Source organism: Roseburia sp. OF03-24, from assembly GCF_003463035.1.
Taxonomy (GTDB): Bacteria; Bacillota; Clostridia; order Lachnospirales; family Lachnospiraceae; genus Roseburia; species Roseburia rectibacter.
Genome location: NZ_QSCK01000001.1, coordinates 165,315 through 180,794, shown reverse-complemented (window position 1 = coordinate 180,794; position 15,480 = coordinate 165,315). Strand labels below are relative to the sequence as shown.

General features: G+C 43.5%; 14 protein-coding genes. 12 read left to right on the top strand and 2 right to left on the bottom strand.

The features are described 5' to 3' along the window. Nucleotides 1–12: 12 nt before the first annotated feature. The 3 genes from gatA (at nucleotide 13) to DXA60_RS00815 (ending at nucleotide 3,807) form a co-directional block, all read left to right on the top strand. Nucleotides 13–1,470: an Asp-tRNA(Asn)/Glu-tRNA(Gln) amidotransferase subunit GatA gene (gene gatA / locus DXA60_RS00825; RefSeq protein ID WP_117918800.1), complete on the top strand. Its 1,458-nt coding sequence runs from the start codon at nucleotides 13–15 to the stop codon at nucleotides 1,468–1,470. A 21-nt stretch (nucleotides 1,471–1,491) separates the two neighbouring features. Next, nucleotides 1,492–2,922: an Asp-tRNA(Asn)/Glu-tRNA(Gln) amidotransferase subunit GatB gene (gene gatB, locus DXA60_RS00820; RefSeq protein WP_117918728.1), complete on the top strand. Its 1,431-nt coding sequence runs from the start codon at nucleotides 1,492–1,494 to the stop codon at nucleotides 2,920–2,922. Between the two features lie 372 nt (nucleotides 2,923–3,294). Beyond that, entirely contained in the window at nucleotides 3,295–3,807 is a 513-nt protein-coding gene (locus DXA60_RS00815) for an HD domain-containing protein (protein ID WP_330414587.1), read from the top strand. Nucleotides 3,808–3,932: 125 nt separating this feature from the next. On the opposite strand, the gene DXA60_RS00810 is transcribed toward DXA60_RS00815, so the two are convergent. Then, nucleotides 3,933–5,861: an ABC transporter ATP-binding protein gene (locus DXA60_RS00810; RefSeq protein ID WP_117918725.1), complete on the bottom strand. Its 1,929-nt coding sequence runs from the start codon at nucleotides 5,859–5,861 to the stop codon at nucleotides 3,933–3,935. Next, entirely contained in the window at nucleotides 5,861–7,609 is a 1,749-nt protein-coding gene (locus DXA60_RS00805; RefSeq protein ID WP_117918723.1) for an ABC transporter ATP-binding protein, read from the bottom strand. The genes DXA60_RS00810 and DXA60_RS00805 overlap by 1 nt, the downstream gene beginning before the upstream one ends. A 124-nt stretch (nucleotides 7,610–7,733) precedes the next feature. Here DXA60_RS00805 and DXA60_RS00800 point away from each other — a divergent pair, with 124 nt between their 5' ends. The 9 genes from DXA60_RS00800 to nrdG all read left to right on the top strand — a co-directional run bounded on the left by DXA60_RS00800 (nucleotide 7,734) and on the right by nrdG (nucleotide 15,474). Then, nucleotides 7,734–8,213, top strand: coding sequence for a MarR family winged helix-turn-helix transcriptional regulator (locus DXA60_RS00800; protein WP_243006710.1), 480 nt, complete (start codon nucleotides 7,734–7,736; stop codon nucleotides 8,211–8,213). A gap of 275 nt (nucleotides 8,214–8,488) precedes the next feature. Then, a complete protein-coding gene (nrdD, locus tag DXA60_RS00795; RefSeq protein WP_117918721.1) occupies nucleotides 8,489–10,678 on the top strand; it encodes an anaerobic ribonucleoside-triphosphate reductase in 2,190 nt (729 codons plus the stop codon). A 111-nt stretch (nucleotides 10,679–10,789) separates the two neighbouring features. Beyond that, on the top strand, nucleotides 10,790–11,179 hold the full coding sequence (locus DXA60_RS00790; protein WP_117918719.1) for a thioesterase family protein: 390 nt from the start codon (nucleotides 10,790–10,792) through the stop codon (nucleotides 11,177–11,179). Between the two features lie 78 nt (nucleotides 11,180–11,257). After that, on the top strand, nucleotides 11,258–11,965 hold the full coding sequence (locus tag DXA60_RS00785; protein ID WP_117918798.1) for a ZIP family metal transporter: 708 nt from the start codon (nucleotides 11,258–11,260) through the stop codon (nucleotides 11,963–11,965). Nucleotides 11,966–11,978: 13 nt separating this feature from the next. After that, a complete protein-coding gene (locus DXA60_RS00780; protein ID WP_117918717.1) occupies nucleotides 11,979–12,329 on the top strand; it encodes a hypothetical protein in 351 nt (116 codons plus the stop codon). Between the two features lie 11 nt (nucleotides 12,330–12,340). Continuing rightward, the gene (locus DXA60_RS00775) at nucleotides 12,341–13,111 is read left to right on the top strand and encodes a YdcF family protein (protein ID WP_006858825.1); all 771 of its coding nucleotides are present in this window, start codon (nucleotides 12,341–12,343) and stop codon (nucleotides 13,109–13,111) included. A 63-nt stretch (nucleotides 13,112–13,174) separates the two neighbouring features. After that, nucleotides 13,175–13,825 (top strand): ribonuclease H1 domain-containing protein, encoded by a 651-nt coding sequence (locus tag DXA60_RS00770; protein WP_117918715.1) that lies wholly within the window; start codon nucleotides 13,175–13,177, stop codon nucleotides 13,823–13,825. Between the two features lie 23 nt (nucleotides 13,826–13,848). Next, the gene (locus DXA60_RS00765) at nucleotides 13,849–14,952 is read left to right on the top strand and encodes a GntR family transcriptional regulator (RefSeq protein WP_117918713.1); all 1,104 of its coding nucleotides are present in this window, start codon (nucleotides 13,849–13,851) and stop codon (nucleotides 14,950–14,952) included. Between the two features lie 3 nt (nucleotides 14,953–14,955). Then, nucleotides 14,956–15,474 carry an anaerobic ribonucleoside-triphosphate reductase activating protein gene (gene nrdG, locus DXA60_RS00760; protein WP_117918711.1) on the top strand — a complete coding sequence of 173 codons (519 nt, stop codon included), beginning with the start codon at nucleotides 14,956–14,958 and terminating at the stop codon, nucleotides 15,472–15,474. Nucleotides 15,475–15,480 lie beyond the last annotated feature (6 nt).

The following is a 15,480-nucleotide window of genomic DNA, read 5'->3' as shown; positions in this document are numbered from 1 at the left end:
ATGGAGATTTATATGAATATTATGAGTTTGACTGCCGTGGAACTCGGCAAAAAGATAAAAGCAAAAGAAATCTCAGTAGAAGAAGCTGTTATGGCGGCATTAGATGCCATCGAGAAAAAAGAAAAACTCGTAAACAGCTTTGTGACGGTAGATAAAGAAGGCGCACTGAAACGTGCAAAAGAAGTACAAAAACAGATTGATGACGGCATTTTGACTGGACCGCTTGCAGGTGTTCCGGTTGCCATTAAGGATAATATGTGTACGAAAGATCTGCTTACCACCTGTTCTTCTAAGATTTTATATAACTTTATTCCGACCTACACGGCGGAGGCAGTTTTAAATCTGGAAAAAGCAGGGGCAGTTATTTTAGGAAAGACCAACATGGATGAGTTTGCCATGGGAAGCACGACAGAGACGTCCGCTTACGGTGAGACAAAAAATCCATGGAACACAGAGCATGTGCCGGGAGGTTCTTCGGGAGGTTCCTGTGCAGCAGTTGCGGCTGAGGAATGTGTTTTTGCACTTGGTTCAGATACTGGCGGTTCTATCCGTCAGCCGAGTTCTTTCTGTGGTGTGACCGGAATCAAACCGACCTATGGAACGGTATCACGTTATGGACTGATCGCCTATGGTTCATCTTTAGATCAGATCGGGCCGGTTGCGAAAGATGTGACTGACTGTGCAACGATTTTAGAGACGATTGCTTCTTATGACACAAAGGATTCCACTTCTGTAAAAAGAGAAGATTACGATTTTACCAGTGCACTGGTGGATGATGTTGCAGGAATGAAGATCGGTATTCCGCGTGATTATTTCGGGGAGGGTTTAGATCCGGAAGTAAAAGCAGCAGTTTTACAGGCAGCAGAGGAATTAAAGAAAAAGGGCGCCATCGTGGAAGAGTTTGACTTAAGTCTGGTAGAATATGCGATTCCTGCTTACTATGTCATTGCCTGTGCAGAGGCAAGTTCGAACCTTGCAAGATTTGACGGTGTCAAATATGGTTACCGCACCAAAGAATACGAGGGACTTCACAACATGTACAAAAAATCCCGTTCCGAAGGATTCGGGCCGGAGGTAAAACGCCGTATCATGCTTGGCTCTTTCGTGCTGAGCAGCGGTTATTATGATGCATATTATCTGAAAGCACTCCGCACCAAGGCGTTGATCAAACAGGCATTTGATAAAGCATTTGAAAAATATGATGTCATTTTAGGACCGGCAGCACCGACCACTGCACCAAAATTAGGACAGTCTTTAAGTGATCCGATCAAGATGTATTTAGGAGATATCTATACGATTTCTGTAAACCTTGCCGGATTACCTGGTATTTCACTGCCGTGCGGCAAAGATAAAAACGGTCTGCCGATCGGGTTACAGCTCATTGGAAACTGTTTTGAAGAGAAGAAGATCATCCGCGCGGCATATGCATTTGAACAGACAAGAACCTATGAGCACAGCCCGCTTGCATAGTCCGAAAATGGAGGAATAGACATGAGTAAAATATATGAAACTGTCATTGGACTTGAGGTCCATGTTGAGTTAGCAACGAAAACAAAAATCTTCTGCGGCTGTTCCACAGCATTCGGCGGTGCACCAAATACACATACCTGTCCGGTGTGTACCGGTATGCCGGGTTCTCTTCCTGTATTAAACCGTCAGGTGGTGGAATATGCGATGGCAGTGGGAATTGCCACAAACTGCAGCATCACCCAGTACTGCAAATTTGACCGTAAGAACTATTTTTATCCGGATAATCCGCAGAACTATCAGATTTCCCAGCTATATCTGCCAATCTGCAGAAACGGCGGTGTTGAGATCGAGACGGCAGCCGGAAAGAAGATCATTGGTATCCATGAGATCCATATGGAGGAGGATGCCGGAAAACTTGTACATGATGAGTGGGAAGATGTCTCCATCGTAGATTACAACCGTTCCGGTGTACCGCTGATTGAGATCGTATCCGAGCCGGATATGCGTTCCGCAGAGGAGGTTATCGCATATCTTGAAAAACTGCGCATGATCATCCAGTATCTTGGCGCTTCCGACTGTAAATTAAATGAAGGTTCCATGCGTGCCGATGTCAACCTGTCCGTCCGTGAAGCCGGCGCAAAGAAGTTTGGAACCCGTACCGAGATGAAAAACTTAAACTCCTTTAAAGCGATTGCAAGAGCTATCGAGGGAGAGCGTGCACGTCAGATTGAACTGCTTGAAGCCGGAAAGAAGATCGTGCAGGAGACACGCCGCTGGGATGACAATAAGGAATCTTCCCATGCAATGCGTTCAAAAGAGGACGCCCAGGATTACCGTTATTTCCCGGAGCCGGATCTTGTGCCGATCGTGATCAGTGATGAGTGGATCGCAAAAGTAAAGGCAAACCAGCCGGAGCTTCGCACGGAGAAATTGGAGCGTTACCAGAAAGAATTTGATCTTCCGAAATATGATGCCGAGATCATTACCGGACATAAGAAATTTGCGGATCTGTTTGAGGCGGCAACCGAGCTCTGTGGAAAACCGAAAAAAGTGTCCAACTGGATCATGGTGGAGACGATGCGCCTGTTAAAAGAAAATAACATGGATCCGGAGGATATCCGTTTTTCACCGGTCAATCTTGCAAAACTGATCAATCTTGCCGATTCCGGTTCCATTACAAACACGGTCGCAAAGGAAGTATTCGAACTGATCTTTAAAGACGACATTGATCCGGAAAAATATGTTGAAGAGAAAGGCTTAAAGACAGTCAACGACGAGGGTGCACTCCGTGAGACAGTACAGAAAATATTAGCAGAAAATCCACAGTCGGTTGAGGATTACCATAACGGCAAAGAAAAGGCAATCGGATTCTTAGTCGGCCAGACCATGAAAGCCATGAAAGGAAAGGCAAACCCGGCGCTTGTGAACCAGATTCTGAAAGAATTACTATAAGGTTCATATTTTGTTATATTTAAATGCACTATTTGATACCAACATCATGTGTATAAAAATATGAGGACTGAAAAAAGTCCTCATATTTTTGCGATAGCTTGACAATCTTGTTTATGCATGCATATACTAAGTTAATTGCGAAACTCATTCATGAACTGGCGATGTTGTGGAAAATTGACAGATGAAAAAGAAAGTGCTGGGGAGCCGTCGGTACTTAGTGACCGTATTTTGGTCACTTAGTATCCGCTACGAGCGACACGCAGCGAGAGCGTGCTTTCGTTTCAGCTGTCAATTTCCCACAACGTTCACAGCCTAAAGCAGAGTTTCGCCCAGATAACTGTTTCATAGAATAGCATGGAAAGAAGGAGCAAAATGACCTATCATTTATCCGACGAGCAGGAAAAATACTTTTATGACACCTTAGAGGAACTCTGCAGGCAGTCCCGCCTGTTAGAGTCTCATCGCTATATACAGCATGGAGACACCAGCGTATTTCGCCACAGCGTATCGGTTGCATATTTCAGCTATTATCTGGCATTGAAAATGAACGCACCTGTGGATATCCACTCGCTGATCCGTGGAGCGTTACTGCATGATTATTTTCTTTATGACTGGCACGAAAAAGATGCGTCGCATAAATGGCATGGATTTCATCATGCAGAAAGGGCGTGCGAGAATGCCATGCGTGACATCCCGGATCTGAATGAAATAGAAAAAGATATGATAAAATGTCATATGTTTCCATTAAATATCGTTCCGCCCAAATATATGGAAGGCTGGATCTTGTGCTGTGCGGATAAGATATGTTCCGGTGCAGAAACTGTGAAAGGACGCATGCCGGAGAAAGTTATTTTACCATGGAAGAAGAAAGAAAAAGTGGTTTAGAGTAATATAAAAATAGAGATGAAAATGGGCATATATAAAGTTTTTGGCTTTATATATGCCCATTTTTTGAGGTCACTTATGAAAATACAGAGAAAGAAAAATATCTATACGATTTAAAATATATTCTAGCCTTCCGCAAGATTTCCCGTGTAAAGCTGATAATATTTTCCTTTTTCTTCCATGAGTTTGTCATGGTTGCCGCGTTCGATGACGCGTCCCTGCTCTAATACGATAATGCAGTCACTGTTCTTGACTGTGGAGAGGCGGTGGGCGATCACGAAAGTGGTACGTCCTGCCATCAGTTTATCCATACCATCCTGAACGATCTTTTCTGTTCTGGTATCAATGGAACTGGTTGCCTCATCGAGGATCAGTACCGGCGGATCTGCGATCGCAGCGCGTGCGATGGCGAGCAGCTGACGCTGTCCCTGGCTTAAGTTTGCACCGTCACCGGTTAAAAGTGTGTTGTAACCGTCCGGCAACTGGTGGATAAAGGTATCTGCATTGGCAAGTTTTGCGGCTGCAATGACTTCTTCATCTGTGGCATCGAGTTTTCCATAGCGGATATTTTCCATTACGGTTGCAGTGAACAGGTGTGTGTCCTGAAGTACGATGCCGAGGGAATGACGCAGATCGTCTTTTTTAATCTTATTGATATTGATACCATCGTAGCGGATCTTACCATCCTGAATATCATAGAAACGGTTGATCAGGTTCGTGATCGTAGTCTTTCCGGCACCGGTACTTCCGACAAAAGCAATCTTCTGACCAGGTGTTGCGTAGAGGTCTACATTGTGGAGCACGATCTTATCCGGGTTATAACCGAAATCAACATCATCAAAGACAACATCGCCTTTCAGCTCGATATAATCGACACTGCCGTCAGCCTGATGTGTGTGTTTCCATGCCCACATACCGGTACGTTCTTTTGATTCGACGATCTGACCGTTTTCTTTTCTGGCGCGGACGAGTGTAACATAACCTTCGTCTGTTTCCGGTTCTTCATCAAGCAGCTTAAAGATACGCTCGGAACCGGCAAGGGCCATGACGATATTGTTGAGCTGCATACTAAGCTGGTTGACCGGCTGGCTGAAACTCTTATTATAGGTAAGGAAACTTGCAAGTTTTCCGAGTGTAAAACCGCCGATGCCGTTTAAGGCGAGTACACCGCCGACTAAAGCACAGAGTACATAGCTGATGTTACCGATCTGTGCATTGACAGGCATTAAAATATTACCAAATTTATTGGCATTGTCTGCACTGTGGAAGAGCTGGTCATTCAATCTGTTAAAGTTTTCGATACTTTCTTCTTCATGGGTAAAGACCTTGACGACTTTCTGACCATTCATCATCTCTTCGATATAACCGTTGACCGTTGCGATATCTTTCTGCTGTGCGATAAAGTATTTTGCACTGAGTGCACCGATCTTTTTTGTGGCAAAAAGTGTGACACCGATCATAAGAAGTGTCACGATTGTCAACGGAACATTTAAGAGAAGCATGCTGACAAATACACTCACGATGGTGATGATACTGTTCAAAAACTGTGGCATACTCTGGCTGATCATCTGACGGAGTGTATCGATATCGTTCGTATAGGTGGACATGATATCTCCGTGATAATGTGTGTCAAAGTAGCGGATCGGAAGTTCTTCCATATGGGTAAACATGTCATCACGCAGGTTTTTTAAAGTACCCTGTGAAACATTTACCATGATACGTGTATATATATAAGAAGCGATTGCTCCGATCAGGTAAAAAACGGCAACACGCATGATGGCATGCAGCAGACCGGAAAAATCAGGATCTGCCTGACCGATGAGCGGCAGAATATAGCTGTCGATCAGAGTCTGCATAAACCAGGTACCCTGTACACTGGCAAGTACGGTAATGAAAATACAGATCACGACAAGAATACAGTGAACTGCATAATTTTTCATAATGTAAGCGAGTAGACGCATAAAAAGTCTGCCGGGATTTTCAACTTTCGGACGTGGGCCTTTTGGACCTCTGCCACCCGGACCATGAACCGGTTTGGTATTTTTTTCTGCCATTATGCAGCACCTCCTTCATCGAAATCACCGCTTCCGCTGGTCTGTGATTCATAGACATCGCGGTAGATATCATTGGATTCTAATAATTCTTCATGTGTGCCAAAGCCATTTACAACACCGTTATCTAAAACGATGATGCGATCTGCATTCTGGACGGAGGAGATTCGCTGTGCGATGATGAATTTGGTTGTGTCCGGAATCTCTTCGGCAAAAGCCTTGCGGATCTTTGCATCGGTTGCGGTATCAACAGCACTCGTACTGTCATCTAAAATAAGTATTTTCGGTTTCTTTAACAGGGCTCTTGCAATACACAGACGCTGTTTCTGACCACCGGATACGTTGGTTCCACCCTGTTCAATGTAAGTGTTGTAGCCGTCCGGGAAGCGGTCGATAAATTCATCTGCGCAGGCAAGATGGCATGCGTGGCGACATTCTTCATCAGTCGCATTTTTATCGCCCCAGCGGAGGTTTTCATAGATGGTTCCGGAGAAAAGCACGTTGTTCTGCAATACTACGGAGACCTCATCGCGCAGGGTGTCAAGATCGTAGGAACGTACATCTTTTCCGCCGACGAGAACAGTACCTTCCGAAACGTCATAAAGACGGCTGATCAGGTTGACGAGTGAAGATTTAGAACTTCCTGTACCGCCGATGACACCGATGGTCTCACCGGAGTGGATGGTAAGATTGATATCATCAAGGATCGGTTTATCTGAGGTCTTGTTATAACGGAATGTTACATGGTCAAATGTGACACTGCCGTCGGCTACTTCGTAAACCGGATTTTCCGGGTTTGTGATATCACTTTTTTCATTTAAAACCTCACAGATACGCTCGGCACTTGCGATACTCATGGCTAACATAACGAAAACCATTGAGAGCATCATCAGACTCATCATGATGTTCATACAATAGGTAAGAAGACTCATCAGTTCGCCTGTGGTAAGAGAACCTGCAACGATCATTTTTGCCCCCAGCCAGCTTAATGCGATGATACAGCTATATACAGCAATCTGCATGACAGGGGAGTTGAAAGCGAGTACGCTTTCTGCTTTGACAAACATGTTATAAATATTTTTGCTTGCCTGTGTGAACTTCTTCTTTTCATAATCCTCACGGACATAGGCTTTGACTACACGGATCGCGGAGACATTTTCCTGTACCGATGCATTTAAGTCATCGTACTTTGGAAATACTTCCATAAAGTAATGATGTGCCCGTATTGTAATAAAGGCAAGGATCACACCAAGTACGATAACAGCGATCAGGTAAACGCATGCGAGTTTCGCATTGATGAAAAATGCCATGATCATCGCGCAGACTAAAGAGATCGGTGCGCGCACGCACATACGCAGCAGCATCTGATATGCGTTCTGCAGATTCGTCACATCGGTGGTGAGCCTTGTGACAAGACCTGCGGTGCTGAATTTGTCAATGTTGGAAAAAGAAAAGGTCTGTATATTTTCGTACATTGCTTTTCGTAAGTTGCGGGCGAATCCTGCGGAAGCACGGGCACCGTATTTTCCACCCATCGTTCCTGCAAACAGGGAAACACACGCGACAATGACCATACATCCGCCCATGACGTAAATATGGTGGATATCCCCGGCTTCCACGCCGTTATCGATGATCGATGCCATCATCAGTGGGATGATCGTTTCCATGAGTACTTCTAAGATCATGAAAACAGGAGTGAGGAAAGAATCTTTCTTAAATTCTTTGATCTGGGCTCCCAGAGTTTTTAACATAACATCACATCCTTTTCAAAAAATAATTGATTTTTATTTGTTAGTGTGCTAACAATATAGTTATAAGGCATAAAAAAAAGAATGTCAATGTAAAAAATAATATTATTTCAGCAGGAGATAAATCATGCATACAGATACGATAGGATATAAAATACGTTTGATCCATAACCAGATCCATAAGCGGATGGAGGCAAAAAAACAGGAAAATGAAAAAGAACCACTTACGGGAATGCAGCGCTGGACGCTTGGATTTTTGCGGGATCATGATGGAAAGGATATCTATCAGAAGGATATTGAAATGGAATTTTCGGTATCGCGGGCAACCGCATCAAACATGCTTGCAGTCATGGAACGGAAAGGGCTGGTGCGCCGTGAGACGGTGGAGCATGATGCGAGGCTGAAGAAACTGGTGCTGACAGATAAAGCACGTACTATGGTAGAGAGGTCAGAGCAGGATATGCGTGAAATGGAAGCTCTTTTAGAGAAAGGACTGAGTGATGAAGAGGTAAAAGATCTTAAGAAATATTTAGACCGGATGCTTTTGAATCTGGATGTGGATATTGCCTGTCCGAAGAATTCTTTCTGTGGTGGCATGAAAAAATAGAAACACTAGATATTGTGGTTGATAATGCAGGATATACAAGTGAAAAAAATGACGAAGAAATCACCTTAAATTTGGTAATAGTGAATAAAGACAGCGTATTTACTGGGGTTGCAACGATCGATTCTGCCCGGATATCATAAAAATGGGAAAATATATATGTTCCAAACACATTGACAAAGACACAATATATTGTATAATAAGTACTCGTAGGTTATGCGGCCGTTTGGGTATGGCAGGCAGCCATCAGTCAGAAACAGAAAGGGATTTGATCGGAAATGAAAATTATTAAAAGAAGCGGTATGGAGGATACCTTTGATATTAAAAAAATTGAGGCGGCGATCCGCAGGGCAAACAACAGCGTTATTGATTATGAGAAGCTGACAGATAAGCAGATTGATGAGATATCAAAAAATGTGGAAATTGCCTGTGAAAATATGAAACGTTCTCCAAGTGTAGAAGAGATTCAGGATATGGTTGAGAACCAGATCATGAATCAGCGTGCATTTAATGTGGCACGAAACTATATTACATACCGTTACAAACAGGAACTGGTGCGCAAATCCAACTCAACGGATGAACAGATCTTAAGTTTGTTAGAGTGTAATAATGAGGAAGTAAAACAGGAAAATTCAAATAAAAATCCAACGGTAAACAGCGTGCAGAGAGATTATATGGCAGGAGAGGTCAGCAAAGATATCACAAAGAGATTTTTGCTGCCGCCGGATATCGTGGAGGCGCACGAGCAGGGAATCATTCATTTTCATGATGCGGATTATTTTGCACAGCATATGCACAACTGCTGTCTGGTCAATTTAGAGGATATGCTTCAGAACGGAACTGTTATCAGCGAAACAATGATTGACCGTCCGAAGAGTTTCTCTACAGCATGCAATATCGCAACACAGGCAATCGCACAGATCGCAAGTTCCCAGTACGGTGGACAGAGTATCTCACTTTCCCATCTGGCACCGTTCGTACAGGTCAGCCGTGAAAAATACCGTAAACAGGTTCGTGCAGAACTTGAGGCGATCGGAGTTGAACCGACAGAGGATAAGGTGAAAAAAATTGCTGAGATCCGTGTAAAAGAAGAGATCAACCGTGGCGTACAGATGATCCAGTATCAGGTGATCACCCTGATGACAACAAACGGACAGGCACCGTTTATTACAGTATTTATGTATCTTGATGAGGTGCCGGAAGGCCAGCTTCGTGATGATCTTGCAGCCGTGATCGAGGAAATGCTTCACCAGAGAATCCTTGGAGTGAAAAATGAGCAGGGCGTGTACATTACACCTGCATTCCCGAAACTGATCTATGTCTTAGAGGCAGATAATATCCGCGAAGGTACGAAATACTGGTATCTGACAAAACTTGCAGCAGAATGTACTGCAAAGAGAATGGTTCCGGATTATATTTCAGAGAAGATCATGAAGAAATTAAAAGACGGCAACTGTTATACCTGTATGGGATGCAGATCTTTCCTGACTGTTGACCGCACAAAAGAAAATTATGCAAATGCAAAAAATTACGTTCCGGATAAGAAGTATTACGGCAGATTTAACCAGGGAGTTGTCACTTTAAATCTCGTGGATGTCGCATGCTCTTCCGGAAAAGATATGGATAAATTCTGGGAACTTTTGGATGAAAGGTTAGATCTTTGTTACAGGGCTCTGATTATCCGTCATAAGAGACTGCTCGGTACACCTTCTGATGTGGCACCGATTCTCTGGCAGAACGGTGCACTGGCACGTCTGAAAAAAGGTGAGACGATCGATAAACTTTTATATGACGGTTATTCCACGATTTCTCTTGGCTATGCCGGACTTTGTGAGTGTACCAGATACATGAAGGGGGTTTCCCACACCGAGCCGGAAGGAACAGAGTTTGCATTAAAAGTAATGCGCCGTTTAAATGATGCATGTACGGAATGGAAAGAAAAACACAATATCGATTTCAGCCTGTACGGAACACCACTGGAATCAACGACTTATAAGTTCGCGAAATGTCTTCAGAAGCGTTTTGGCATTATTCCGGGAGTGACGGATAAGAACTACATCACAAACAGCTATCATGTCCATGTGACAGAGGAAATCAGTGCATTCGATAAGTTGAAGTTTGAGTCACAGTTCCAGGAGCTTTCTCCGGGAGGTGCGATCAGCTATGTGGAAGTGCCGAATATGCAGAATAATCTTGACGCTGTACTTGCAGTGATGCAGTATATTTATGACAATATTATGTACGCAGAGCTGAATACCAAGAGCGATTACTGTATGGAATGCGGTTATTCCGGAGAGATCAAGATCGTCAATGATAAGGACGGCAAACTTGTCTGGGAGTGTCCAAACTGTGGCAATCGTGACCAGAATAAGATGAGTGTGGCGCGCAGAACCTGCGGCTACATTGGAACACAGTTCTGGAATCAGGGCAGAACACAGGAAATTAAAGAGAGAGTGCTTCATTTATAAAATTCATATTGCGAAAAAGAACCGTATATCAACATTGATGTGCGGTTCTTTTTATGATAAACTGTAATGGTACTAAATCACTAAAATAATAATTTAACTTTGGAGGATAAAATGTTAGAAGCAGGAATCAAAGGACAGCATACAATTATAGTAGAGAAAGAAAATACGGCAGCAGTGATGAAAAGCGGTACATTAGCAGTATTTGCGACACCGGCAATGATTGCACTGATCGAGGAGACCGCATGGAAAAGTGTTGCAGATGAACTCGAAGAAGGATGTGTGACTGTGGGAACGAGCCTTAATGTAAAACATCTTGCCGCATCGCCGGTGGGAATGAAGGTGACCTGCAATACCACTTTGGTGGAAGTGGATAAAAGACGCCTTGTATTTTCTGTGGAAGTAGAGGATGAAACCGGGAAGATCGGGGAAGGAACGCATGAGCGTTTTATCGTACAGGCGGAAAAATTTCAGAATAAGGCGGACGCCAAGTTAAATAGATAGGAGGGAACATTGAATTTAGTTATTGGTTTACTGGTTCCTTTTCTGGGAACTTCATTAGGGGCAGCATGTGTTTTCTTTATGAAAAACGGGTTGAACCGTCTGGTACAGAAAGCACTGCTTGGCTTTGCATCTGGTGTCATGGTGGCGGCGTCTGTGTGGTCGCTGCTGATACCATCGATTAACATGTCAGAGACGATGGGAAGATTTGCTTTCCTGCCTGCAGCAGTTGGATTTGTATTTGGAATTCTGTTTTTGCTGCTGATGGATAAGATCATTCCACATCTTCATATGAATGAGGAAAAGCCGGAAGGTCTGCCAAGCCACCTAAAAAAAACAACCATGTTGGTACTGGCTGTTACCCTTCACAATATACCGGAGGGGATGGCAGTAGGAGTCGTATTTGCAGGACTTTTATCAGGTAACAGCACAATTACGTTAGCGGGAGCATTTTCGCTGTCCATAGGGATCGCGATCCAGAATTTCCCGGAAGGCGCCATTATATCGCTTCCGTTAAAAAGTGAAGGCGGCAGTACGAAAAAGGCATTCTGGTATGGTGTGGCGTCCGGTGTGGTAGAGCCGATCGCAGCGGGGATTACGATCATATTAGCCGGAATTATTACACACATGCTGCCATATCTGCTGGCATTTGCAGCAGGGGCAATGATTTATGTGGTAGTGGAAGAACTTCTTCCGGAAGCATCAGAAGGAGAACATTCTAATATTAATACAATTGGATTTGCAGCAGGATTTCTGATCATGATGATATTAGATGTCGCATTAGGATAAGGAGCAAATAAATATGCAGAACGATTTAAGAGAACAGTTGATCAAACAATTTCCATCAGATGTGGTAGAGATACTGGATCAGAGCGGTAAACCATACTATGGCTGTCCGACCTGTAAGAGGGCAGTTACAGTAGGAACTGATAAATGTCCGGGATGCGGACAGGTGCTTGCGTGGGATCACATCCGCAAGGAAAACCAGAAAAAGGGAACCATGACGGCAGTACTTAAGTTTGAAGTAGCAGGCGATTTTACAAAAGGGGACTGCAGAAAATGTCCGCTTTCCTACATTGCAAAAGAAAAAAATGAAAATGTTTATGAATGTCCGTTGAAAATGCGTGCAAACTGTAAACTTGAGCTTATGTAGAAAGGAAATTCATGCGCGGTGTACAGATGGTCATTATAGCGGTCGGAGGCATTTTATTATTCTGGTTCTTCGCGCCGCTGTTATGCAAAGGAATTTTTAATATAGGAACGGCGACCGGGATTCTGATCTCGTTATTCCTGTTATGTTATGGAATTTTTTTCGGGCGTATGAACAGGAGAGCTTTGATATTGTGGAATGGCAGGAAAACACACTGGATATGTGTTTTCCTGCTTGTCCTTGTACTTATAATGATCATGACAGTGTTGGCAGAGACATTTCTGATGATCCACTCAGCATTACACACTCCGCCGCAAAATACGACAGCTGTTGTTTTAGGATGCAGTGTAAAAGGTACAAAACCAAGCAGAATATTAGAGGAACGTATTGATGCTGCATATGATTATCTGAGTGTAAATAAAGATGCAGTATGTATTTTGTCCGGTGGCAGAGGACCGGGTGAAGATATCACGGAAGCACAGTGCATGTATGAAGTGCTGACAAAACGGGGAATCAGTGAAAATCGTCTGATTTTAGAAGAACGATCTACAACGACGGAAGAAAATTTAAAATATACCGGAGAAATTTTAAAAGACCGTGGACTTGATATGACTGTGACACTGGTTACCAGTGAATTTCATGAATATCGGGCGAATCAGATGGCAGCCAGGCTGGGAATGAAAAGTTACAGTACCCCGGCACATACATTTTTTGTATATTTTCCCACCTATTATGTGAGGGAACTGTATGGCATTTTATATTATGAATTGCGTCATTGGGATTAGTGTGGAAGTATTTTTATAAAAACAGTGCAGTAATAAAAAGTGGAATGTCAGAGAGAGGAAAAGATGCCAGGAAAATATTATGCAGTAAAAAAAGGAAGAAAACCGGGAGTGTACCAGAGCTGGGCAGAATGTAAAGCGATGGTGGACGGCTTTCCTGGAGCAGTATATAAGAGTTTTAAAACAAGAGAAGAAGCAGTGGCTTTTGCCAAAGCTGCGACATATACCGGAGCAGATGCTGCGCCAAAGCTGCGAAATGCAATGAAGAAAACAATACAGCAGGAAGATGGGGCGATGCCGTCTGTCTATGCGTTTGTGGATGGCTCTTACAATGTGGCAACGCATGTCTACGGATATGGCGGCTTTCTGATTCATGATGGCATAAAAGAAGTGCTGCAGGGGAGTGATAAGGATGCAGAGATGGCAGCGATGCGCAATGTCGCAGGGGAAATCTGCGGCAGTATGGCTGCGATCAGAAAAGCGGTCGAATTAGGATTGCCGGAAGTAACGATTTATTATGATTACATGGGAATCGAAATGTGGGCAACCGGTGCGTGGAAGTGCAATAAAAAAGGGACAGCAGCATACCGTGATTATGTGGCATCGGTGAGAAATGTGATTGTGATCCGTTTTGTAAAGGTAAAAGGACATTCCGGTATCGATGGCAATGAGGAAGCAGATATGTTAGCAAAGCAGGCAGTGGGGAATGAGATATAAAACCGGAATCCGGGAGCAGATATATGGATAAAAAGTTAAAATATTATGATCTGATGGAGGACTTAAGAAAACAGATCGTTTCAGGAAAAATAAAGCCGGGAGAAAAACTGCCATCGGAAAATGAACTTTCCGGGACATATCAGGTAAGCAGACAGACTGTACGGAAAGCTCTGCAGATTCTTCAGAACGAGGGATATATTTATGCGGAACATGGACGTGGAACGTTTTGTTCGGAGATGGCGAGACGCACGGGTGAAACGAAAAATATAGCAGTGGTCACGACATATCTGTCTGATTATATTTTCCCGAGAGTGATCCAGGGAATTGATAAAGTCCTTACGGAAAATGGATATAGTATTCTTTTAAAGAATACAAGAAATTCCAGAAATATGGAAGCAAAATGTTTAGAAGAATTATTGCAGAAGGGAATTGATGGGCTGATCATAGAACCAAGCAAAAGTCAGATCTTCTGCAAACATATTAATTTATACCAGACGCTGGATGAATATCGGATTCCATATGTATTTATTCAGGGCAGTTATGCGCAGCTTGCAGAAAAGCCCCATATCCTTTTAGATGACTGCCTTGGAGGATATCTGGTTACAAGATATCTGATCTCACTGGGGCACCATCACATCATAGGGATATTTAAAGCGGATGATACGCAGGGACAGCAGCGGCACAAAGGGTATGTGCAGGCTTTACAGGAAGCAGGGATTGCGTATGACCCGGATAAAGTGGTATGGTTTTATACGGAAGACCGGAAAACGCATCCATATGAACAGATGTGTCATATGGCTAAGATGAGATGTGAGCATTTCTTTGACAGTGTGGTATCGTATAATGACCAGATTGCACTAGAGGTCATCCGGGCATTAGAGGATGAAGGACTTAAAGTGCCGGATGATGTTTCAGTGACAGGATATGATGATTCCTATCTTGCGTCAAGTGGAAAAGTACCGCTCACCACGGTGGCTCATCCACAGGAAAAATTAGGTGAAATGGCAGCAGAGCTTCTTCTTGGACTGCTGAAAGAGGGAAGTGTCCCGGAGTCAGAAAAGCAGATCCTTGTGAAACCAAAGCTGGTGATCCGGGAATCCTGTATATCCCGGAAAAAGGAGGAATAAAAGATGAACTATGCGCAGATCAAACCCTGTTCCATTGAGAATGGTACAGGTGTGAGGGTGTCTTTGTTTGTGTCCGGATGCAGACATCACTGCAAAGAGTGCTTTAATCAGGAAACATGGGATTTTTCCTATGGTAAACCGTTTACAGAAAATACGGAAGATGAGATCATGCAGGCGCTTGCACCGTCCTACATTGCAGGACTGACACTGCTTGGAGGAGATCCGGGGGAACCGGAAAATCAGCAGGGGCTTCTTCCTCTTTTACAGAGAATAAAAAAAGAACTGCCGGATAAAAATATCTGGGTGTACAGCGGATATCTGTATGAGGATTTTCTGCCGGGCGGAAGGGCATATTGTGAGGCATCAGAGCCTTTTTTATCAATGATCGATGTTATGGTGGATGGACCTTTTATTTTAGGGAAAAAGGATATTGGCTTAAATTTCAGGGGATCTTCGAACCAGAGAATCATTAATGTGCCTGAAACGAGAAAAAACCAGGAAATTATATTACTGATGGAATAAAGGAAA

What these genes read in the sequence shown, in the direction of transcription:
- DXA60_RS00765 (WP_117918713.1), top strand. Translation starts at nt 13,849, where the DNA reads ATGGATAAAAAGTTAAAATATTATGATCTGATGGAGGACTTAAGAAAA.
- DXA60_RS00800 (WP_243006710.1), top strand. Translation starts at nt 7,734, where the DNA reads ATGCATACAGATACGATAGGATATAAAATACGTTTGATCCATAACCAG.
- DXA60_RS00770 (WP_117918715.1), top strand. Translation starts at nt 13,175, where the DNA reads ATGCCAGGAAAATATTATGCAGTAAAAAAAGGAAGAAAACCGGGAGTG.
- DXA60_RS00815 (WP_330414587.1), top strand. Translation starts at nt 3,295, where the DNA reads ATGACCTATCATTTATCCGACGAGCAGGAAAAATACTTTTATGACACC.
- DXA60_RS00775 (WP_006858825.1), top strand. Translation starts at nt 12,341, where the DNA reads ATGCGCGGTGTACAGATGGTCATTATAGCGGTCGGAGGCATTTTATTA.
- nrdG (WP_117918711.1), top strand. Translation starts at nt 14,956, where the DNA reads ATGAACTATGCGCAGATCAAACCCTGTTCCATTGAGAATGGTACAGGT.
- DXA60_RS00780 (WP_117918717.1), top strand. Translation starts at nt 11,979, where the DNA reads ATGCAGAACGATTTAAGAGAACAGTTGATCAAACAATTTCCATCAGAT.
- nrdD (WP_117918721.1), top strand. Translation starts at nt 8,489, where the DNA reads ATGAAAATTATTAAAAGAAGCGGTATGGAGGATACCTTTGATATTAAA.
- gatA (WP_117918800.1), top strand. Translation starts at nt 13, where the DNA reads ATGAATATTATGAGTTTGACTGCCGTGGAACTCGGCAAAAAGATAAAA.
- DXA60_RS00790 (WP_117918719.1), top strand. Translation starts at nt 10,790, where the DNA reads ATGTTAGAAGCAGGAATCAAAGGACAGCATACAATTATAGTAGAGAAA.
- gatB (WP_117918728.1), top strand. Translation starts at nt 1,492, where the DNA reads ATGAGTAAAATATATGAAACTGTCATTGGACTTGAGGTCCATGTTGAG.
- DXA60_RS00805 (WP_117918723.1), bottom strand. Translation starts at nt 7,609, where the DNA reads ATGTTAAAAACTCTGGGAGCCCAGATCAAAGAATTTAAGAAAGATTCT.
- DXA60_RS00785 (WP_117918798.1), top strand. Translation starts at nt 11,258, where the DNA reads ATGAAAAACGGGTTGAACCGTCTGGTACAGAAAGCACTGCTTGGCTTT.
- DXA60_RS00810 (WP_117918725.1), bottom strand. Translation starts at nt 5,861, where the DNA reads ATGGCAGAAAAAAATACCAAACCGGTTCATGGTCCGGGTGGCAGAGGT.